Annotated in this window: 17 protein-coding genes and 2 pseudogenes; 13 read left to right on the forward strand and 6 right to left on the reverse strand. The window is 70.6% G+C overall.

Annotation, left to right across the window (positions count from 1 at the left end):
- Positions 1-78 precede the first annotated feature (78 nt).
- From ACZ5VC_RS18630 to ACZ5VC_RS18655, 6 genes and pseudogenes are all read left to right on the forward strand, one after another.
- Positions 79-1578, forward strand: a complete 1500-nt coding sequence (locus tag ACZ5VC_RS18630) for an MBL fold metallo-hydrolase (protein WP_469121107.1) — start codon at positions 79-81, stop codon at positions 1576-1578.
- The gene (locus tag ACZ5VC_RS18635) at positions 1575-2444 is read left to right on the forward strand and encodes a hypothetical protein (RefSeq protein WP_469121108.1); all 870 of its coding nucleotides are present in this window, start codon (positions 1575-1577) and stop codon (positions 2442-2444) included. Before ACZ5VC_RS18630 ends, ACZ5VC_RS18635 begins: the two co-directional genes overlap by 4 nt.
- Before the next feature lie 49 nt (positions 2445-2493).
- Positions 2494-2850: a VOC family protein gene (locus ACZ5VC_RS18640; RefSeq protein ID WP_469121109.1), complete on the forward strand. Its 357-nt coding sequence runs from the start codon at positions 2494-2496 to the stop codon at positions 2848-2850.
- Positions 2851-2866: 16 nt separating this feature from the next.
- Positions 2867-3502, forward strand: a complete 636-nt coding sequence (locus ACZ5VC_RS18645) for a GNAT family N-acetyltransferase (RefSeq protein WP_469121110.1) — start codon at positions 2867-2869, stop codon at positions 3500-3502.
- A gap of 44 nt (positions 3503-3546) precedes the next feature.
- Positions 3547-3996: an NUDIX hydrolase gene (locus ACZ5VC_RS18650; protein WP_469121111.1), complete on the forward strand. Its 450-nt coding sequence runs from the start codon at positions 3547-3549 to the stop codon at positions 3994-3996.
- A gap of 129 nt (positions 3997-4125) precedes the next feature.
- Positions 4126-4678 (forward strand): annotated as a pseudogene (locus ACZ5VC_RS18655) (flavoprotein).
- Between the two features lie 49 nt (positions 4679-4727).
- Here ACZ5VC_RS18655 and ACZ5VC_RS18660 read toward each other — a convergent pair.
- Positions 4728-4913, reverse strand: coding sequence for a hypothetical protein (locus ACZ5VC_RS18660; RefSeq protein ID WP_469121112.1), 186 nt, complete (start codon positions 4911-4913; stop codon positions 4728-4730).
- 244 nt (positions 4914-5157) lie between these two features.
- Here ACZ5VC_RS18660 and ACZ5VC_RS18665 point away from each other — a divergent pair.
- A pseudogene (locus ACZ5VC_RS18665) lies at positions 5158-5455 on the forward strand (MFS transporter); the annotation flags it as partial.
- 122 nt (positions 5456-5577) lie between these two features.
- Here ACZ5VC_RS18665 and ACZ5VC_RS18670 read toward each other — a convergent pair.
- Both ACZ5VC_RS18670 and ACZ5VC_RS18675 read right to left on the reverse strand, forming a co-directional pair.
- The gene (locus tag ACZ5VC_RS18670; RefSeq protein WP_469121113.1) at positions 5578-5793 is read right to left on the reverse strand and encodes a DUF6243 family protein; all 216 of its coding nucleotides are present in this window, start codon (positions 5791-5793) and stop codon (positions 5578-5580) included.
- A gap of 266 nt (positions 5794-6059) precedes the next feature.
- Positions 6060-7205: a magnesium and cobalt transport protein CorA gene (locus ACZ5VC_RS18675; RefSeq protein ID WP_469121114.1), complete on the reverse strand. Its 1146-nt coding sequence runs from the start codon at positions 7203-7205 to the stop codon at positions 6060-6062.
- A 173-nt stretch (positions 7206-7378) separates the two neighbouring features.
- Here ACZ5VC_RS18675 and ACZ5VC_RS18680 point away from each other — a divergent pair, with 173 nt between their 5' ends.
- Positions 7379-8512 (forward strand): winged helix DNA-binding domain-containing protein, encoded by a 1134-nt coding sequence (locus ACZ5VC_RS18680; RefSeq protein WP_469121115.1) that lies wholly within the window; start codon positions 7379-7381, stop codon positions 8510-8512.
- Positions 8513-8629: 117 nt separating this feature from the next.
- On the opposite strand, the gene ACZ5VC_RS18685 is transcribed toward ACZ5VC_RS18680, so the two are convergent.
- Positions 8630-9478 (reverse strand): helix-turn-helix transcriptional regulator, encoded by an 849-nt coding sequence (locus ACZ5VC_RS18685; protein WP_469121116.1) that lies wholly within the window; start codon positions 9476-9478, stop codon positions 8630-8632.
- 103 nt (positions 9479-9581) lie between these two features.
- Here ACZ5VC_RS18685 and ACZ5VC_RS18690 point away from each other — a divergent pair, with 103 nt between their 5' ends.
- Together ACZ5VC_RS18690 and ACZ5VC_RS18695 are read left to right on the forward strand one after the other, a co-directional pair.
- Positions 9582-11258, forward strand: coding sequence for an AMP-binding protein (locus ACZ5VC_RS18690; protein WP_469121117.1), 1677 nt, complete (start codon positions 9582-9584; stop codon positions 11256-11258).
- The gene (locus ACZ5VC_RS18695; protein ID WP_469121118.1) at positions 11255-12862 is read left to right on the forward strand and encodes an AMP-binding protein; all 1608 of its coding nucleotides are present in this window, start codon (positions 11255-11257) and stop codon (positions 12860-12862) included. Before ACZ5VC_RS18690 ends, ACZ5VC_RS18695 begins: the two co-directional genes overlap by 4 nt.
- 205 nt (positions 12863-13067) lie before the next feature.
- On the opposite strand, the gene ACZ5VC_RS18700 is transcribed toward ACZ5VC_RS18695, so the two are convergent.
- Entirely contained in the window at positions 13068-13973 is a 906-nt protein-coding gene (locus tag ACZ5VC_RS18700) for a hypothetical protein (RefSeq protein WP_469121323.1), read from the reverse strand.
- Positions 13974-14219: 246 nt separating this feature from the next.
- Here ACZ5VC_RS18700 and gcl point away from each other — a divergent pair, with 246 nt between their 5' ends.
- Positions 14220-15998 carry a glyoxylate carboligase gene (gene gcl, locus ACZ5VC_RS18705; RefSeq protein ID WP_468704827.1) on the forward strand — a complete coding sequence of 593 codons (1779 nt, stop codon included), beginning with the start codon at positions 14220-14222 and terminating at the stop codon, positions 15996-15998.
- 84 nt (positions 15999-16082) lie between these two features.
- Here gcl and ACZ5VC_RS18710 read toward each other — a convergent pair whose 3' ends face one another.
- Entirely contained in the window at positions 16083-16631 is a 549-nt protein-coding gene (locus ACZ5VC_RS18710; protein ID WP_469121119.1) for a CchlQ, read from the reverse strand.
- Positions 16632-16974: 343 nt separating this feature from the next.
- Here ACZ5VC_RS18710 and trpS point away from each other — a divergent pair, with 343 nt between their 5' ends.
- Both trpS and ACZ5VC_RS18720 read left to right on the forward strand, forming a co-directional pair.
- Positions 16975-18081 carry a tryptophan--tRNA ligase gene (trpS, locus tag ACZ5VC_RS18715; protein WP_469121324.1) on the forward strand — a complete coding sequence of 369 codons (1107 nt, stop codon included), beginning with the start codon at positions 16975-16977 and terminating at the stop codon, positions 18079-18081.
- A gap of 44 nt (positions 18082-18125) precedes the next feature.
- On the forward strand, positions 18126-18677 hold the full coding sequence (locus tag ACZ5VC_RS18720) for a flavoprotein (protein ID WP_469121120.1): 552 nt from the start codon (positions 18126-18128) through the stop codon (positions 18675-18677).
- The last annotated feature ends 377 nt before the right edge of the window (positions 18678-19054 follow it).

The following is a 19054-nucleotide window of genomic DNA, read 5'->3' on the forward strand; positions in this document are numbered from 1 at the left end:
TCGGCACGGAGGGGGACGTCAGATGTCCCCCTCCGCGTCACCCCCGCAACCCTTCCCGACCGTGCAAAGGAGCTCCCCATGGCAGCCGCCCCCGTCGGCCTGGAACTGACCTTCCTTGGCCACCAGACCTGGCACATCACCGACGGCCTCTCCTCCGTCCTCCTCGACCCGATCCTCGCGCCGGCCTTCGGGGCGGGGAGCCTGGAGTTCGCGATCTGGCCGCCCCGCATCGTGGACATCCAGGGCATGCCCGCCCCGAACGCCGTGATCCTCAGCCACGAGCACCTGGACCACTTCCACCTGCCCTCCCTCGACCTCCTCGCCCGCACCGTGCCGATCTGCACTGGCACCAGCACCCCGGCCGCCGTCACCGAGGCCATCGAGGCCCTGGGCTTCACCGTTCACCGCCTGGACCACACCCAGCCGCTGAACGTCGGCGACATCGAGATCACCCTCTACCCCGCCGGCGCCCGCACCCTCTTCTGGGAGAAGCGGGTCACCCAACCCCTGGTCCGCCTGTCCGGCACCACCGAGAACGACGTTTTCATCGGCGTCGACGCGGACGTCTCCGACCTGTACATCGAGCAGCTGACCCAGGGCGTACTCGCGCCGCCCCGGCTCGCGGTCGTGTCGAACAATGCTCAGACCGTCCCGTACGGTGCGCTCGGCGCCGACAACAATCTGCTGCCCGGGATGGACGGCCCCCGCAACCGCACCACCGGCGTCCAGATCCTCAACGGCCTGCTCATCGACTACCTCAAGCCCCTGGACGGTGTTCGCGACGTCGCGCTGTGCGGCAACGGCTTCACCGCGCCCCGCAGCCCGCATGGCCCGTTCCTCTACGCCGATCACAAGGCTCTTGCCGCCACCGCAAACGAGCTCCAGCACCTCTTCCGCGTACACGGTCCCCGTCCCGGCGACCGCCTGACCGTCCCGGCCGGCGGCGGCCCGCTCGCCACCTCCCGCGTCCCCTGGGTCACCCCCGACCCGGTGGCGGAGAAGACCGCACTCGCCTCGCTCGCTTCCTTCCTCGACTCGCCGCAGCGCATCGAGCCGACCCCGGTCACCTCGCCCCTGGACAAGGAGGATTGGGAGAGCGCCGAGACCCTGGTGGCCGAGGAGCTGCCCCGCCTGGCCCGCGAGCTCATCGCCACCCGCACCGGTGCCCTCGCTACCAGCATCCACGACTACCTTCACGGCTCCCTTGGCCCCCACCGCGCCGTACTCCGCCTCCTCGACCCGCCCGGCCGGCCCGGCGACATCGACACCTACGCGTGGAACATCACCGGACCCACTTGGGACAAGGTGGAGACGGCCAGTCGCGAGGAAGCCATGGCCGCCTACCCCTTTGGCATCGAGCTCTACTTCCAGGACTTGGCCGCCGTCTTCCTCGGCCGCGCCCAGATCTGGGACGTCGTCGGCGGCTCGTACCAGGGCTGGCACATCGGCGAGACCCTCGACTCCCCGGTCTACGCCCTCTTCGCGATCTACGGCGAGCACCAGCGGCCCGACCTCGCCGCCCGCTGCTACGCCCACAGCCTCGCCGCGCTCGGAGTCCAACAGGAAACCTCGGCATGACCACCGCCCCCGTCGGGCCGCTGGATGGCGCCGCCCGCACACGACCCGACGGGTGGCTGGCCACCCCTCTCACCACCGACCGGGCCGCTGCCGAGCGCGAGGCCAACGTCATCCTCGACCGGCACCACGCAGGCGAGCCGGGCCCGGTGTACTGCCTCACCGCCCGCTACCGCACCGCAGTCTTCGCCCTCGGGACACCACCCCGCCGGATCCTCAAGCGGCACGCGGACGAAGGCGCCTACCAAGGCGAAGTCCTCGCGTATGAGCTGCTGGCCGGCGAGCGTGTCCTGCCAGACCTGCACCGCGTCTGCGACACCTCGCGCACCTTGCTCGTCGACTACGTCGGCCAGGCCGTCACCCTCACCAGTACCGACGCGTTCGACGAGCTGATTCGGGCGGTCGCCACGATCCACACGGCCTCCGCCCGCTGGCATCCGGTGGTCGGCGAGGCCATGGCAAGGTGGCGAACTGGCGCCGCCGTCAGCGCACCAGCGCCGCAATGGATCAGCCATGCCGACGACTGGCGCCGACTCCTCCAGCTCGTCAGCGATGCCCATGGCTCCGACCACGTGCCCCTCGGACACCTCGACCTCAAACCGGAACACGTCCGCCGCCGCGACGACGGGTGCCTGGCCCTCATCGACGCCGAAACCCTCCGCCCCGACGTTACGGGGCTGGCCGACCTCATCACGCTTGCCTTCATCGCAGGAGATGAGCCCAAGCTGGGGCCCCGCTGGGTGCGCCACGCCTACCTGCACCACGTCAACGAACTCGGCACGCAGTGGAACGATCACAGCCTCGTACGCGCCCTCACGGCGTTCGCCTCCGCCACCAGCCTGCGTTCCCTGCACGGCGCCCACGAGTGACCGACGCAGCGGTACCGTGCCAATTTCCCGACGAATAGGAGAACCCCAAGTGCTGCGCGGTATCCGCACCGTCATGGTCTTCGTCGACGACCCCGAAGCCGCCGCCCGTTGGTGGGGCGACATCTTCGGATCCGAGGTCAAGCTCGACATCAACGGCACCGCCGTCTACGCCTGGCTGGACCTCGACGGACTCGAGTTCGGTTTCCACCAGGCGTCCCCCAAGGCCAACCCCCACGGTGGAAGCACCGTCCCGTACTGGCCCGTCGAAGACCTCGATACCGAACGCAAGCGCCTCCTGGACGCCGGCTGCATCCACCACCGAGGTCCCCTCGACGTGGAACCCGGCCGACGCATCTGCCAGCTCGTCGATCCGTTCGGCACGATCTTCGGACTCGACGGGCCCTGACACCGGAGCCTGCCCAATGCGCCACTGGCCCATCACCGAACTGGAACTCTCCACCCCCGACCTCGTTCTACGTCTTCCCTCGGACGCGGAGCTCGACGAGCTCGCCCAGGTCGCCGCGGAAGGCGTCGTGCCCGACGGCGCCGTGTTCTTCCCGCAGCCCTGGGCCTCCGCCCCACCGGCTGAGCGCGCCAGGAACGTCGTACAGAACCATTGGTGGGCGCGAGGCGACTGGAGCCGCGACGACTGGCGCCTTCTCCTGGCCGTCTTCCACGACGGCCAGGTCATCGGCCAGCAGAACCTCTCCGCCCGCGACTTCGCCACGACAGACGAGGCCCGCACGGGCTTCTGGCTCGGCCTTCGCTTCCAGGAGCAGGGCTACGGCACCCAGATGCGTGCCGCCGCCCTGGCCCTCGCATTCGACGGCCTCGACGCAGCCCGGGTCACCTCCACTGCATTCGCGGACAATGCTTCCTCCCGAGGCGTCTCGCGGAAGTTCGGCTATCAGCCCAATGGAGTGCACCGCATTGCCGTGGAAGGCCGGCCTTTCGATGCGCATGAGGAAGTCATCGCGTCAGCCGACTGGCAGGCGCATGACCATCTCGTTCCGGTCGCGGTGACTGGTCTGTCCAGTGCCATCGAGTACTTCCGATGACCGACTCTCTGCCCAGTCCGGAGCCTGTGCGAACTCGACTGCCCATGTCGAGCCTGAAGAGTCGATCATTGCGTCGAGAACGCAGCATCGCCGAGCTCCAGCCAGGAGACCGCCCGTTTGCCGCTGCCGTCGTTGTGCGCGAAGGCCGGGTGCTGTTGGTGCGTCGGCGAATCGCGGAGGGGCACCTGTCGTGGCAGTTTCCGGCCGGCAAGGTCGAGCCGGGGGAGTCGCGCGAGGACGCCGTAGTCCGGGAGACGAAGGAGGAGGCGGGCCTGGTGGTGGTCTCGCGCGGACTGCTCGGTGACCGAGTCCACCCTGCCACCGGTCGCATGATGTCGTACACGGCCTGCGACGTGGTCAGCGGCAACGCACATGTCGCTGCTGCACGGGAAGTCGCGGAGGTCGCTTGGGTCACCCGCGCTCAGATTCCGGAGTATGTGCCACAAGGGCTCTTCGAAACGGTGCAGCAGTATCTGGACGTCGCACTCGGCTGAGCCGTCCGCTGCCCGATACGAGCACAGACGGGTCTGGCATCCGCGACCTGGTCCCCGACATGGCAGCCCGGGACCGTCGGCGTACGCTGCCGAGCTCCACCACTTCAGCCGCCGACTGGGAGTACCCGCGTGACCGAGCCGCAGCGCAAGCCCTTCCTGTACGTCGTCGTGTGCGCGGCCGGGGTCGCCGACGATATCGGCAGACTGATCACCGCTGCACAGGAGCGGGGCTGGGATGTGGGAGTGGTGGCCACCCCCCAGGGGCTCGGCTTCCTGGACGTCGCGGCTGTCGAGGACCAGACCGGGTACCCGATCCGCTCGGCGTGGCGCTCACCCGGCGAGGCCCGGCCGTTCCCGCCGGCCGACGCCATCGCCGTCGCACCGGCCACCTTCGACACGGTCAACAAGTGGGCGGCCGGTTTCGCGGACAACCTCGCCCTCGGGATCCTGTGCGAGGCCACCGGCATGGGAGTCCCGACCGTGGTCCTTCCGTACGTGAACAGCGCCCTCGCTGCCCAGGGCGTACCAGAGAAGCCTGGCCGAGCTCCGCGAGATGGGCGTCCTGGTCAGCAGCTACCAGCCTCAACCTCCCAAGTCCGGCGGAGGTGTCGACCGCTTCCCCTGGCCGGAGGCGGTCGAACTCCTGGCCCCAGCAATCCGCACCGAGGCCGAACGTCCTTGAGATGCCTCGCGGTCGGCGTGGACCGTGTTGGTGCTCGGAGGCTTCGGCGCTACTGGACGAGGCGGAGCACGGGCCTTTGCTCCTGGACACCGAGTAGATCTCGAACTCGCCTGTTGGTCCACGCCAGTTCATGTGCCAGCTCGGACACCGAGAGATTCGTTTCCTTGGCCGCCAGGTCGAAGGCCTGACCGAGCAGCGAGGGCTGCTCACCGACCGAGCAGCGAGGGCTGCTCACCGACCGAGCAGCGAGGGCTGCTCACCGGAGAAGTTCGAGACCGATTCCGGCGTGAAGCCGGGCTGGCCATCGAGCGCGCGCAGGCGCTGGTACGTCCTGCTGGCGGTGGCGTCGGAAATCAGTCCCAGCTCACGGCATCGGTAGACGAGCCGACTGGAGGGAGACCCCCCAGACTCCCCTCAGCTCCGCCAGTCGAGCGACTCACGGCCATATCTGAGATCCACAGTCAACCGCCCGGTGCGACTGGCCGGACCTGGGGTTCGGGCACCTCCTCCAGCCTGCTGCCGACCGGGCTGGGCCAGGGCTTCCAGCTCCCGGTGCTGCTGCGAATCGTGTGCTCCGGCGGTCGGCGGCAGCGGGGTGATGGTGACCGCGCAGCAGTCCTCGTCGGCCGTGGGGGTGGCGACGCTCGGCACGCTTTTCCTGGCGGTGTCGCCGGGGCTGGGTACGGGGACGCGCTGGTGGTGACGCTGCTGGTGCAGCTCGAGGTGGTGGCGGTGACGGGGCTGCTGAATCTGCAACTGCCCCGGGTGGTCGGCTGAGACGCGGGTGGTCTGCCGAGAGCTGAGCGGGACCAGCTGCGCCCGGTACGGCAGCAGGGCCCGGACCGCGCGTCGCGGTCCGGGCCCTGCCCCGTGCGGTGCCGCCCTGCGGCGGCGGTGCGTCAGCTCTCTGCGGTGTCGTCGCTCGCCTGCCCGGCGCCCTCAGCTGCGGCTGCCTTCTCGCGCATCTTGCGCACCAGCTCCGCCTTCTGGTCGGCGGCACCCTGGCGGTCGAGGTTGCGGTGCGGACCGTTGTTCTGCCGTTCGGCGCGGGACAGCTTCTTGCGCTGGCCGCCGCCCTGGCCCACGGGGTTGTTGATGTTCTTGCTGTCGGTCACGGGTTCTCCCGGTGATGATGTGAAGTGATCTACGGATTCATCGGTGGGGGACGGGCGCGGCGACGTCGAAGGACGTCAGTAGGGGCCCGTCACGCTCTCACTCGTAAATCGGCGTCTGGAAGAACATGAACGTTACTCGGTTCCGGCGGGTCCGCACGCCAAGCCTTTCGCCGCCCCGGCGTCGGCCGGGCCTCCGGCGAGCGCCCGGGGTCAGCTCTTCTTAAGGTTAGCAAACGCTAAGTTGATCAAGAGCGCCGAGGTGCGTTCTACAGCCAGTCGCGCTTCTTGAAGATGACGTACAGGCTCACGCAGACCACTGCCATCAGCAGGATTGCGAAGGGGTAGCCGGCTGCCCACTTCAGTTCGGGCATGTCCTCGAAGTTCATGCCGTAGATGGTTCCCACGAGTGTGGGTGCAAACAAGATTGCGGCCCAGGAGGAGATCTTCTTGATCTCCTCGTTCTGTTCGAAGCCCGCCTCCGCCAGCGCCCGCATCTCCGCGTTCTGCTGCTGGGTCACCAGGGTCGCGTTCACGGTGAGGATGTCGGTGAGGGCCTGGCGGAAGCCGTCCACGCGCTCGCTGGTGTGGGTGACGTGGTCGGCCACGTCCCGGAGGTAGCGCTGGAGTTCCTCGTCCGTGCCGTACTTGGCGAAGCCGGCCATCAGGCCGTGCAGCATGCCGACCAGCGGCCGGGTCGCGCGCTGGAACTCCACCATTTCCCGGGAGAGTTCGTAGATGCGGCGGGACACGGCCGGGTCGCCGCTGAAGACCTCTGTCTCGATCTCGTCGATGTCGTTCTGCACGCCGGCCACCACGGGCGCGTAACCGTCGACGACCGCGTCGAGGATGGCGTAGAGCACCGCCTCAGGGCCGAGGGCGAGAAGTTCCGGGGTTTCCTCCATGCGGCGGCGTACGGCGGAGAGGTCCGGGGCCGCGCCGTGGCGGACCGTGATCAGGAAGTCCTTGCCCACGAAGACGTGCAGTTCGCCGAAGTCGACCTCCTCCTGCACATCCAGATAGCGGGCGGCCCGCAGGACCACGAAGAGGGTGTCGCCGTAGCGCTCCAGCTTGGGGCGCTGGTGAGCCTCCAAGGCGTCCTCGACCGCGAGCTCATGGAGGTCGAACTCGGCCGCGAGGGAGTGCAGTTCGGACTCCGACGGGCGGTGCAGCCCGATCCAGGCCATGCCGGCGGACTGCTCGCGCAGCTGGCGGAAGGTCTCGGCCAGCGAGTCGGGCGAGGAGACCCGGTGGCCGTCGCGGTAGAGCGACGCCTGAACGACGCTGCCCTGGTCGCGGTCGCCGGAGGCTGTGGTGCCGCCGGCAGGGGCGGGGGCGGCCGGTGGCGCGGGCGGCTGGCGACGCCAGGAGTGCTTCCTCGGCGGCACGGCCGGGCGGGGACGGCGCTCCGACATCGTGGGCTCACACCTCCCGCGTGATCCGTGCGTCTCGTCGGTCCGGGGTCGTGGGTCTTGGTGCAGGATATACGGGCCAAATCGCACCGGCACGGCAGAGGTCGGCCTCCGCGGGCTGCCACCCGTCGAATTGCGGACCGGAACTGTCCGCAAGCCCGAGTAGCGTGCCGCTCATGGCCTCGAAGACGACGAACCCGGTGCTCTCCACCCGCGCTCTCAACCGCGCCACCCTCGCGCGTCAGCTCCTGCTCACCCGTACCGCGATGTCCGCGAAGGACGCCGTCGAGCACCTCGTCGGCCTCCAGGCGCAGAACACCAAGCCGCCGTACTACGCCCTCGCCGCCCGGCTCGAGGGCTTTCGGCCCGAGGAGCTGTCCGGGCTCATGGAGTCCCGCGCGGTGGCCCGGATCGTCACCATGCGCTCCACCATCCACACCCACACCGCGGACGACATCCTCACCCTGCGCCCGCTGGTCCAGGCCGCCCGCGACCGTGAGCTGAGGAACTTCCGCGAGGGGCTCGCGGGCGTGGACCTGGCCCGGCTCACCGCACTCAGCCGCGAGCTGGTCGAGGAGCGGCCCCGGCCGCCCAAGGAGATCCGCGACGTACTGCTCAAGGAGTGGCCGGACGCCGACCCGCTCGCCCTGACCGTCGCGGCGCGCTGTCTGCTGCCGCTGGTGCAGGTGACCCCCCGCGGCATGTGGGGCCGCAGCGGGCAGGTCTCGCTCACCACCGCCGAACGCTGGCTGGGCCGCCCGGCCGCCGACCCCGCTCCGGCGCCCGACGCGACCGTACGGCGATTCCTCGCCGCCTTCGGCCCCGCCTCCGTCAAGGACATGCAGACCTGGGCCGGGCTCACCCGGCTCCGGGAGGCCTTCGAGCGGCTGCGGCCCGGACTCCTCACCTTCCAGGACGAGAACGGCGTCGAACTCTTCGACCTCCCCGACGCTCCCCGCCCCGACGAGGACACCCCCGCCCCGGCCCGCTTCCTGCCCGAGTTCGACAACCTGCTGCTCTCGCACGCCGACCGCTCCCGGGTCGTGCCGAACGAGTACAAACACCGGACCTGGAAGGGCAATCAGGCCTACCGCACCTTCCTCCTGGACGGGTTCCTCGCCGGGATCTGGCGGCTGGAGGAGACCAGGGAGGAGGTGACGATGACCGTCGAGCCCTTCGGCGCGCCCACCCGGGCGCAGCGGGACGAGCTCGTGGCGGAGGGGGAGCGCACGCTTGCGCTGCTGACCTCGGCGGCGGTGCGTTCCGTGCGGTTCGGCGCGGTACGGGACCAGCCGGGCGGCGCCGCGTGACCCACGCGGCGCACCCCTGAAGCCCGCCCCCGACACCCGCCGCCGGGGCCGCGCACGAGAGCCCGCAGGGGAGCCCGCGCCGGCCCGAGCCGGGACCGAACCCCGCCCCCGCGCCCCCTACGGAAGCAGCCCCGACCGGCGTGCCGCCACCACCGCCTCCAGGCGCGTGTGCGCGCCCAGTTTGCGCATCGCGGACCGCAGGTATCCCTTCACCGTCTCGGGCCGCAGCCCCAGCCGCTCTGCGGCCGTCGCGTTCGTCGCCCCCGACGCCACCGCCGCCAGGACGTCCAGCTCCCTCGGGGCGAGCGCCGGGCCCGCCGGCCGCGCGGGGGCCTCGGACGCCGCGGCGAGGCGCCCGCAGACCTCGAGGAGGCGCCGGCGCAGCTCGGGGTCGCTGATCCGCGGAGCCAGCTCCCGCAGGTCACCGTGAGCCTGCCGGACCTCCTCCCAGGCGGGTGCGGCAGCTTCCGGCGCGCCCGACGCCGGTTCGGGTGCGGCCGCGAGGAGGCGCTGCGCCTCGTCCCGTACCACCAGGGCCTGTTCCACGTCGCGGGCGGCGGCGACCGCCGCGTCGAAGACGCGCTCGCCGATCGGCGCCGGCTCGCGCAGCGCGCCGTACAGCACCCCGCGCACCTGGCGGCGTACGACGACGGGTACCGCGAGGACCGACCGCAGACCCTCCATGGCCACCGGCCCGTCGTACTCGTGCGTGATGTGACGTGCCACGTGGTAATCCGTCACCGCACACGGCCGGGACAGCGCGATCGCCCTGCCTCCCAGGCCGTTCCCGGTGGAGATCGCCAGACCGCGCAGCGCCTCCGACAGGTGGCCGTTCAGTTCGGCGATCCGCATCCGGTGGGGCTCTCGCAGCAGACCGCCGAAGACGACCTGCAGACCGGTGGCGCGGCGCATGCGCAGCAGCGCCGACCGCATCTCCACCGCTTCGACCGCTTCGACCACGCGCATTTTCCTTCTCGTCCGACGCCGCGGTCACCCCCGTACGGGGGTAGTGAGACCTGGGTCACCGATTACACGATGTCCCTGACCGGTCCCGCAATGAGGAGGACACATGTCGGAACGCGGCGCGACGGAGAAGTTCCGGGCAGCCCGGGACTTCCTGCTGGAGCACCGGGAGGACTACGAGGCGGCGTACGAAGGCTTCGCGTGGCCCCGGCCGGAACGCTTCAACTGGGCGCTGGAGTGGTTCGACGTCATCGCGTCCGGCAACGACGGGACCGCGCTGCACATCGTCGAGGAGGACGGCACCGAGACCCGGCGGACGTTCGCCGAGATGTCCGCCCGCTCGAACCAGGCCGCGAACTGGCTGCGCGTTCGGGGTGTGCGCGCCGGCGACCGGATCATCGTCATGCTCGGCAACCAGGCCGAACTGTGGGAGACCGCGCTCGCGGCGATGAAGTTGCGGGCCGTCGTCATCCCCGCCACCCCGCTGCTCGGCCCCGCCGATCTGCGCGACCGGGTGGAGCGCGGCCGGGCGCGCCATGTGATCGTGCGCGCCGAGGACACTTCCAAGTTCGACGACGTCCCCGGCGACTACACCCGTATCTCGGTCGGCGACGACCGCGTCGGCTGGCTCGGATACGAGGAGGCCTACAGCGAGTCGGAGAGCTTCCGTCCGGACGGCGTCACCCTCGCCGAGGACCCGCTGATGCTGTACTTCACCTCCGGCACCACCGCCCGCCCCAAGCTGGTCGAACACACCCATGTGTCGTACCCCGTCGGCCACTTGGCGACCATGTACTGGATCGGGCTGAAGCCCGGCGACGTCCATCTGAACATCTCGTCGCCCGGCTGGGCCAAGCACGCCTGGTCGAACCTCTTCGCCCCGTGGAACGCGGAGGCCACCGTCTTCATCCACAACTACACCCGCTTCAACCCGGTCCGGCTGATGGCCGAGATGGACCGGGCCGGCGTGACCAGCTTCTGCGCCCCGCCGACGGTGTGGCGGATGCTGATCCAGTCCGACCTCGGCCGGCTGCGGACCCCGCCCAGGGAAGTCGTCGCGGCCGGTGAGCCGCTCAACCCGGAGGTCATCGAGTCCGTACGCCGCGCCTGGGGCGTGACGATCCGCGACGGCTTCGGGCAGACCGAGACGGCCGTGCAGGTCTCCAACAGCCCCGGCCAGCGCCTCAAGGCGGGGTCGATGGGCCGGCCGAGCCCCGGGTTCGCGGTGGAGCTGCTCGACCCGGCCACGGGGCGGCCCGGCGCCGACGAGGGCGAGATCGCCCTCGACCTGTCGGCCCGTCCGGTCGGCCTGATGACCGGGTACCACGGCGACCCGGAGCGTACGGCCGAGGCGATGGCGGGCGGTTACTACCGCACCGGGGACATCGGTGCCCGTGACGCCGACGGCTACATCACCTACATCGGGCGGGCCGACGACGTCTTCAAGGCGTCGGACTACAAGATCTCGCCGTTCGAGCTGGAGAGCGCGCTGCTCGAGCACGAGGCGGTGGCGGAGGCGGCGGTGGTCCCGGCGCCGGACCCGCTGCGGCTCGCCGTGCCGAAGGCCTATGTCGTCCTCGCGGAGGGCTGGGAGCCGGGCCCGGACACGGCGAAGGTGCTGTTCGCGCACTCACGGGCGGTGCTCGCTCCGTACAAGCGGATCCGCCGGATCGAGTTCGCCGAGCTGCCCAAGACCGTCTCGGGCAAGATCCGCCGGATCGAGCTGCGCGAGCGTACGGCGGCCGGGTCGGGCGCGGAGTACGACGAGGGGGATCTGCGATGAACCCGTCCTACACGCACGGCACGGGGACGGCCCCGCTGCTCGGCGACACGATCGGCCGCAACCTCGACCGGGCGATCGCCGCCCACCCCGACCGGGAGGCGCTGGTCGACCTGGGGTCGGGCGGCCGCTGGACGTACGCGGAATTCGGGCTGGCCGTCGACCAGTTGGCGTGCGGGCTGCTCGGCTCCGGGGTCGAGAAGGGGGACCGTGTCGGCATCTGGGCGGTGAACTGCTCGGAGTGGGTGCTCGTCCAGTACGCGACCGCCCGGATCGGCGCCGTCATGGTGAACATCAACCCGGCGTACCGGGCCCACGAGCTGGAGTACGTCCTCAACCAGGCCGGAGTCTCGGTCCTCGTCGCCTCGCAGTTCCACAAGACGAGCGACTACCGCGCCCTGGTCGACCAGGTGCGCCCGAACTGCCCCGCGCTGAGGGCCGTCCACTACATCGAGGACGGCTCCTGGGACCTGCTCCTGAACGCCGCCCAGCGCGTCACTCCCGCTCAACTCGCGGCGCGACAGGACGAGTTGTCCTGCGACGACCCGATCAACATCCAGTACACCTCGGGAACGACCGGCTTCCCGAAGGGCGCCACCCTCTCCCACCACAACATCCTCAACAACGGATACTTCGTGGGCGAGATGATCGGCTACAGCGAGCAGGACAGGATCTGTCTTCCCGTTCCCTTCTACCACTGCTTCGGCATGGTCATGGGGAATCTCGCCGCCACCTCGCACGGCGCGTGCATCGTCATTCCGGCGCCGTCCTTCGATCCGGCGGCGACCCTGCGCGCGGTCGCCGAGGAGCGGTGCACGTCGCTCTACGGCGTCCCCACCATGTTCATCGCCGAGCTGAACCTCCCGGACTTCGCCTCGTACGACCTCTCCTCGCTGCGCACCGGGATCATGGCGGGCTCCCCGTGTCCGGTGGAGGTGATGAAGCGGGTCGTCGCCGAGATGAACATGGCGGAGGTGTCGATCTGCTACGGCATGACGGAGACCTCCCCGGTGTCCACCCAGACCCGGCGTGAGGACGACCTGGAGCGGCGCACGGGCACGGTCGGGCGGGCGCTGCCGCACGTGGAGGTCAAGGTCGTCGACCCGGTCACCGGGGTGACCGTGCCGCGCGGCGAGGCGGGGGAGCTGTGCACGCGCGGCTACAGCGTGATGCTCGGCTACTGGGGCCAGCCGGAGAAGACCGCCGAGGTGATCGACGCGGGCCGCTGGATGCACACCGGCGACCTGGCCGTGATCCGCGAGGACGGCTACGTCCAGATCGTCGGCCGCATCAAGGACATGATCATCAGGGGTGGTGAGAACGTCTATCCCCGGGAGATCGAGGAGTTCCTCCACGGCCACCCGAAGATCGCCGACGTCCAGGTGGTCGGCGTCCCCGACGAGCGCTACGGCGAGGAGATCCTGGCCTGTGTGATCCCCCGCGATCCGGGTGATGTGCCGACCCTGGACGAGATCACCGCGTACTGCCGCGAGCAGCTCGCGCACTACAAGATCCCGCGCAGGCTGGAGATCATGGACGGCTTCCCGATGACGGTGAGCGGCAAGGTCAGGAAGGTGGAGCTGAGGCAGCGGTACGGGGAGGGGTGACGGCCCGCCGGGGGCCCTGCGGACGTGGTTCATGTCGGCAGGGCCCCCGGCGTCGCGTGCGGTGGGTGCCGGCGGGCACGCGCATCTGCGGTACGTGCGGCGGGGCGGCGGACAGTGCGCCGGAACGGCCGAAAACCGCTCTCCTCGTGGCGAGTTGGAGCCACCCGCGACGGCCTCGGCGCGTCCGGGGAAGATTCCCCGGGCATCACGCCCCGCGCGCGACGAGATCGTCGGCGGGGCCGTTGACCGGCTGGGGCGTGCCCGTGAGGTCCAGGGTGAACAGCGGGATGCCGAGGTCGTCGGCGCGGCCGCGGGCATCGGGGGCGTACCCGGCGAGTGAGAAGAAGACGCTGGCCGAGGAGGCGCTGAGGCCGTTGAGCCACAGGCACTCGACGGCGCGCAGCGAGGTGGGGCGGGTGGTGGGGTCCACCTGGGCGACCAGCCCGGGACCGCGCAGATCTATCCCGGAGACGGACCGCTCCTCCGGTTGTACGACGTCACGGAAGCCGAGCCAGCGCAGATACAGGGCGGCCGCGGTGACCGCGTCGCGCCCGGTCCTGATGGTCACCGGGTGGAAGGTGGGCCGGGCGGGCGCCGTGGTCGGCGGCAGAGGGATGTGCGCGGGCGGGCGGAGTGCGGCGGAGGGGCGCCTGCGCCGGGCGGACGTGTGCGGGGGCGCCTGAGGGCCCGTCGAGGGCTGGGCGTGCGAGGGCTCCTGCGAAGGCTGCGCCGTCTGCGAAGACTGGGGCGACTGGGGCGACTGGGCGCGGCGGGGGTTCTCCCCGGGGTGCGGCGCACCTCCGTCCCGCGCGGGGGAGGACGGCGCCGGGGGTGACGGCTGGGGCGCGCGCGGCGCCGGCAGGGTGGACACGGGCCGTACCGCGATCCGCAGCACCGTCCCGCACACACAGCCGAGCTCCGGCTGGGGCCACTGATCCTGCCGCCCGCACTCCTCGCAGCGGACCGTTACCCACTCGTCCGTCCAATTACGGTGCGTGATCGGCTCCGCGGGTGCGCCCCGCAGCACCGGCGGAACGATCGGTGCCCCGCACGCGCACGGAAAGACGGGTGGCGCGTACGCATGCGTCCGTCGGCACTCCGGGCAGCGCACCGGCACGTTCTCTCCCACAACGGTCCCCCTTTGTCCCGCCCCATCGTCCACCAAGCGGGCGGCGCGGGCGAGGGAGTTCGGCCATCCCCTTTTCGGCCCTCCCTTGACGACCGCGCCGGCGCCCACCTACATTGCTTCCGTATAGCAGAACAATACTTCCGCATTACGGAATCAAGTCGCAGGTCGCCCTCGACGGGCGCACAGAGCTTGACTCCGCTGGCCGAGCAGGAGCACTCCATGCCTCGTATGACCGCCGCCGCAGCGGCCGTTGAGATCCTCAAGCGCGAAGGCGTCACCAACGCGTTCGGTGTGCCCGGCGCGGCGATCAACCCCTTCTACCGAGAGCTCAAGAACGTCGGCGGCATCGCCCACACGCTGGCCCGCCACGTCGAGGGCGCCTCCCACATGGCCGAGGGCTACACGCGCGCCAAGGCCGGCAACATCGGTGTCTGCATCGGTACCTCCGGCCCCGCCGGCACGGACATGATCACCGGCCTGTACTCCGCGATCGCGGACTCGATCCCGATCCTGTGCATCACCGGCCAGGCCCCGGTCTCGAAGCTCCACAAGGAGGACTTCCAGGCCGTCGACATCGCCTCGATCGCCAAGCCCGTCACCAAGAAGGCCACCACCGTTCTGGAGGCCGCCCAGGTCCCGGGCGTCTTCCAGGAGGCCTTCCACCTGATGCGCTCCGGCCGTCCCGGCCCGGTCCTCATCGACCTGCCGATCGACGTCCAGCTGACCGAGATCGAGTTCGACCCGGAGACCTACGAGCCGCTGCCGGTCTACAAGCCGCGGGCCACCCGCGCCCAGGCCGAGAAGGCGCTGCGGTTCCTGCTGGAGTCCGAGCGCCCGCTGATCGTCTCCGGTGGCGGCATCATCAACGCCGACGCCTCCGACCTGCTGGTCGAGTTCGCCGAGCTGACCGGCGTCCCGGTCATCTCCACGCTGATGGGCTGGGGCACCATCCCCGACGACCACGAGCTGAGCGCCGGCATGGTCGGTGTGCAGACCTCGCACCGCTACGGCAACGCGACCTTCCTGGAGTCGGACTTCGTCCTCGGCATCGGCAACCGCTGGGCCAACCGCCACACCGGTTACAACCTGGACGCCTACACCAAGGGCCGCAAGTTCGTCCACGTCGACATCGAGCCCACCCAGATCGGGAAGATCTTCGCCCCGGACTACGGCTTCGCCTCCGACGCCAAGGCCGCGCTCGAGCTCTTCATCGAGATCGCCAAGGAGCTCAAGGCCGAGGGCAAGCTCCCGGACTTCAGCGCCTGGGCCGCCTCCGCGCAGGAGCGCAAGGCCACCCTGCAGCGCCGCACGCACTTCGAGAACATCCCGATGAAGCCGCAGCGCGTGTACGAGGAGATGAACAAGGCCTTCGGCCCGGAGACGCGCTACGTCACCACCATCGGCCTCTCCCAGATCGCCGGCGCGCAGATGCTGCACGTCTACAAGCCGCGCAACTGGATCAACTGCGGCCAGGCCGGCCCGCTCGGCTGGACCATCCCGGCCGCGATCGGTGCCGCCACCGCCGAGCCGGAGACCCCGATCGTCGCCCTCTCCGGCGACTACGACTTCCAGTTCATGATCGAGGAGCTGGCGGTCGCCGCCCAGCACAAGGTCCCCTACGTCCACGTCCTGGTGAACAACGCCTACCTGGGCCTGATCCGTCAGGCGCAGGGCGGCCTGGGCATCAACTTCGAGGTCAACCTCGAGTTCGAGAACATCAACACCCCGGAGATCGGCGCCTACGGCGTCGATCACGTCAAGGTCGCCGAGGGGCTGGGCGTCAAGGCCATCCGCGTCACCGACCCGGAGAAGCTGGGCGAGGCCTTCGAGCAGGCCAAGAAGCTGGCCGTCGAGCACCAGGTCCCGGTCGTCGTCGAGGCCATCCTGGAGCGGATCACCAACATCGCGATGAGCAAGACGGTCGACATGAGCGACGTCACCGAGTTCGAGGAGCTCGCGACGGAGCCCGGCCACGCGCCGACGGCGATCAAGGCGCTGAAGGTCTGACCCGTCAGACCCGTTCGAGTCACCACCACGCACAGCGGGCGGGGCGGTCCATTCCTGAGGGGAGGGCCGCCCCGCCCGGCGTTGTCACGCCCCTCTGCGGCCCGCCTCCCGGCACATCGGGCACCGGTCCCTGCCGTCCCACCGGTCCCAGCCGAACGCCGCCGGAGAGAGTGACTGCCCCTCCAACTCCTCGCGCACCGCGACCTGGTAGGCCCAGACCGTGGCGATGTAGGGGTGGTAGGCGTCATGGAAGGCCGGCCCGGACGGCTCCGCCCCCGCGGCGACGGCCCGTTGCAGTGCGCGCAGCCCCTCGAACATCGCCTGGCCGGCGCCGGCGACGGGCTTGCTGGCGTCGATGAACAGCCGCTCCCGCGCCTCGTAGATCCCGCCCTCGCTCAGCGCCGCACGCGTCGCCCCGCCCAGGTCGACTTCGGCGCGGGGCGCCTGCGCGATCTGGCGCAGCCGGGCGTGGCACGCCTCGGCGGCGGAGATGAACTCGATGTAGACCGCCCGCCGCTGTTCCCCGAGCCCGCGGTCCTTCTCATGGCGACGGCGCAGATGATCGGCGAGCACCGTCCCGGAAATGGCGATGGACGCCCCACTGACCGTCGCGACGAGCGTGCCCCAGTCCACACCTTCCCCCAGTGACGATCACGACGTCGTAGCCCGGAATCCACGCGGGGCGCCTCCCGGAGATCAAGACTGCCCGCACGGCCGTCCACCGGGCCTGGGGCCCGACCCGGCCGGCCCCCGCCGGGCTCCGTTTCTCGGCTGCGGAGAGGGCAGACGGCCGTCTATCGTTGGTCACATGCATCGTTCGTCGTGTCTGAGCTGGTGGCGCTCCCCTTAGGAGCGGCCACCTCTCACGCACGACCGGGCCGTTCGGATGGACGGCCCGGTCGCGCGTTCCCCGGACCGGGGTGCGGCTGCCGTCCCGACGGCGGCAGTCACCCACCCAGGAGAACCCGTGAACCTCATGCCGTCCGCCCCCGAAAGCACTGTCCGCGCGACGGACGCGGCCCGGGCCGACGCCCTCGGGCTGTCCCCCGCGCGGGCCCGCAGCGCCGTGCTGGAGAAGCTGGTCCACGAGGACCCCGGACGGTTCCGCGTGCTGACCGGGGACCGTCCGACCGGACGGCTGCACCTCGGTCACTACTTCGGCACGCTCCACAACCGCGTCCGTCTGCAGGATCTCGGCGTCGAGATGTTCGTGCTCATCGCGGACTACCAGGTCCTGACGGACCGGGATGTGGCCGACGACCTGACCGGTTACGTCGAGGAGCTCGTACTGGACTACCTCGCCGTCGGGATCGACCCGGCCCGGGCCACGGTCTTCACGCACAGCGCGGTTCCCGCGCTGAACCAGCTGCTGCTGCCGTTCCTCAGCCTGGTCTCGGTCGCCGAGCTGAACCGCAACCCCACGGTCAAGGACGAGATCGCCCACTCGCGGCAGGCGTCCGTCAGCGGGCTGATGTTCACCTACCCCGTCCACCAGGCGGCCGACATCCTGTTCTGCAGAGCCAATCTCGTCCCGGTCGGCCAGGACCAGCTTCCCCACCTGGAGGTCACCCGGACGATCGCCCGTCGCTTCAACGAGCGCTACGGCCGGGGAACCCCGGTGTTTCCCGAGCCGGAGGCCCTGCTGTCGAGCGCGCCGCTTCTCCTCGGCACCGAGGGGACCAAGATGAGCAAGAGCCGGGGCAACGCCGTCGCGCTGGCCGTCACCCCCGACGAGACCGCGCGCCTGATCCGGGGTGCGAAGACCGACGCGGAGCGACACATCACCTACGACCCGGACACCCGCCCGGAGGTGTCCTCCCTCGTCCTGCTGGCCGCACTCTGCCAGGGCCGGCCACCGGAGCAGGTCGCCGACGAGATCGGCCCCGCGGGGGCCGGCGCGCTCAAGGCGTACGTCACCGAGGCGGTGAACGAACACCTCGCGCCGATCCGCGCGCGACGTGACCAGTACGCCCGGGACCGTGGGTATCTGCGCCAGGTCCTGCGTGAGGGCAACGAGCGGGCGAACGCGGTCGCCGAGGCCACGCTCAAGGACGTGCGGGAGGCCATGAACAGCCGCTACTGAGAGGTCCCCCGGGCAGAAGTGATCACATGTGATCCGATAGGCCCATGGATTCTCGGACCCTGTACCTGTTCTGCTCCGCCGCCCCGCCCGTCTTCGACGTCGCGCGCGTCATCGAGGGTGCGCAGGCCGACGGCTGGGACGTCTGTCTCGGGCTCACCCCGACCGCCGCGCGATGGCTCGCCGAGTCCCTGGACGGCCTCGCGGCGCTCACCGGTCACCCTGTGCGGTGGGAGTACGAGCTCCCGGGGCAGCCGGACGTGTGGCCGCGGCCGGACGCGATCCTCGTCGCGCCGGCCACGTTCGGCACGGTGAACGCGTGGGCGCTCGGGCTGACGGACCGGTTCGTGGTCGGTGTGGTGGCGGAGGGGATGGGCAAGGGCGTTCCGATCGCGGTGATGCCGTGCGTGAACGCGGCGTACGCGCGGCATCCGCAGTTCGACAGGTCGGTGGAGACGCTGAGGGGCGCGGGCGTGACGGTGCTCTACGGCGAGGGCGGGTTCGTCCCGCACTCCCCGGGCGAGGGCGACCCGGCGGCGTACCCGTGGTGGATCGCGCTCGACGGGGCCCGCCGGCTCCTCGAGCCCAGGAGTACGTGACCCGCGCCCAGGGGAACGTGACGCGGCGGCGCGGGGCCACAAAGTAGAGCGCAGAGTCGGGACCGTAAACCGACTCTGCGCTCTGGCTTGTGAAGTTGTTGCCGCCCGACGGTGCGAGGCTGGCGCGACAGGACGTTCGCGCCGCCGGGCGGGGCTCAAGTGGCCCCCGTGGGGGCCGCGCTGGGACCGCGGCAGCGGCGACGGGGTTCCGGAGGTCCCTTCCTTCAGGTCAAGAAGGGGGCCGGGTGCCCTTACCACCGCACTGGCTCGCACGCCGCCGCGGTCCTCACGCTGTCCGTACCGCCGACCACCCCTCATCCGGGCCGCCGGTCCGGACTGCGTACGGGGCATGACCTCCCGTCATGTCCCGTACGCCG

The organism is Streptomyces sp. NPDC033174 (assembly GCF_055577795.1).

Coding starts and splice junctions, on each gene's coding strand:
- ACZ5VC_RS18630 (WP_469121107.1), top strand. CDS start 79: ATGGCAGCCGCCCCCGTCGGCCTGGAACTGACCTTCCTTGGCCACCAG.
- ACZ5VC_RS18635 (WP_469121108.1), top strand. CDS start 1,575: ATGACCACCGCCCCCGTCGGGCCGCTGGATGGCGCCGCCCGCACACGA.
- ACZ5VC_RS18645 (WP_469121110.1), top strand. CDS start 2,867: ATGCGCCACTGGCCCATCACCGAACTGGAACTCTCCACCCCCGACCTC.
- ACZ5VC_RS18650 (WP_469121111.1), top strand. CDS start 3,547: ATGTCGAGCCTGAAGAGTCGATCATTGCGTCGAGAACGCAGCATCGCC.
- ACZ5VC_RS18675 (WP_469121114.1), bottom strand. CDS start 7,205: ATGTCGGAGCGCCGTCCCCGCCCGGCCGTGCCGCCGAGGAAGCACTCC.
- ACZ5VC_RS18680 (WP_469121115.1), top strand. CDS start 7,379: ATGGCCTCGAAGACGACGAACCCGGTGCTCTCCACCCGCGCTCTCAAC.
- ACZ5VC_RS18685 (WP_469121116.1), bottom strand. CDS start 9,478: ATGCGCGTGGTCGAAGCGGTCGAAGCGGTGGAGATGCGGTCGGCGCTG.
- ACZ5VC_RS18690 (WP_469121117.1), top strand. CDS start 9,582: ATGTCGGAACGCGGCGCGACGGAGAAGTTCCGGGCAGCCCGGGACTTC.
- ACZ5VC_RS18695 (WP_469121118.1), top strand. CDS start 11,255: ATGAACCCGTCCTACACGCACGGCACGGGGACGGCCCCGCTGCTCGGC.
- gcl (WP_468704827.1), top strand. CDS start 14,220: ATGACCGCCGCCGCAGCGGCCGTTGAGATCCTCAAGCGCGAAGGCGTC.
- trpS (WP_469121324.1), top strand. CDS start 16,975: ATGCCGTCCGCCCCCGAAAGCACTGTCCGCGCGACGGACGCGGCCCGG.
- ACZ5VC_RS18720 (WP_469121120.1), top strand. CDS start 18,126: ATGGATTCTCGGACCCTGTACCTGTTCTGCTCCGCCGCCCCGCCCGTC.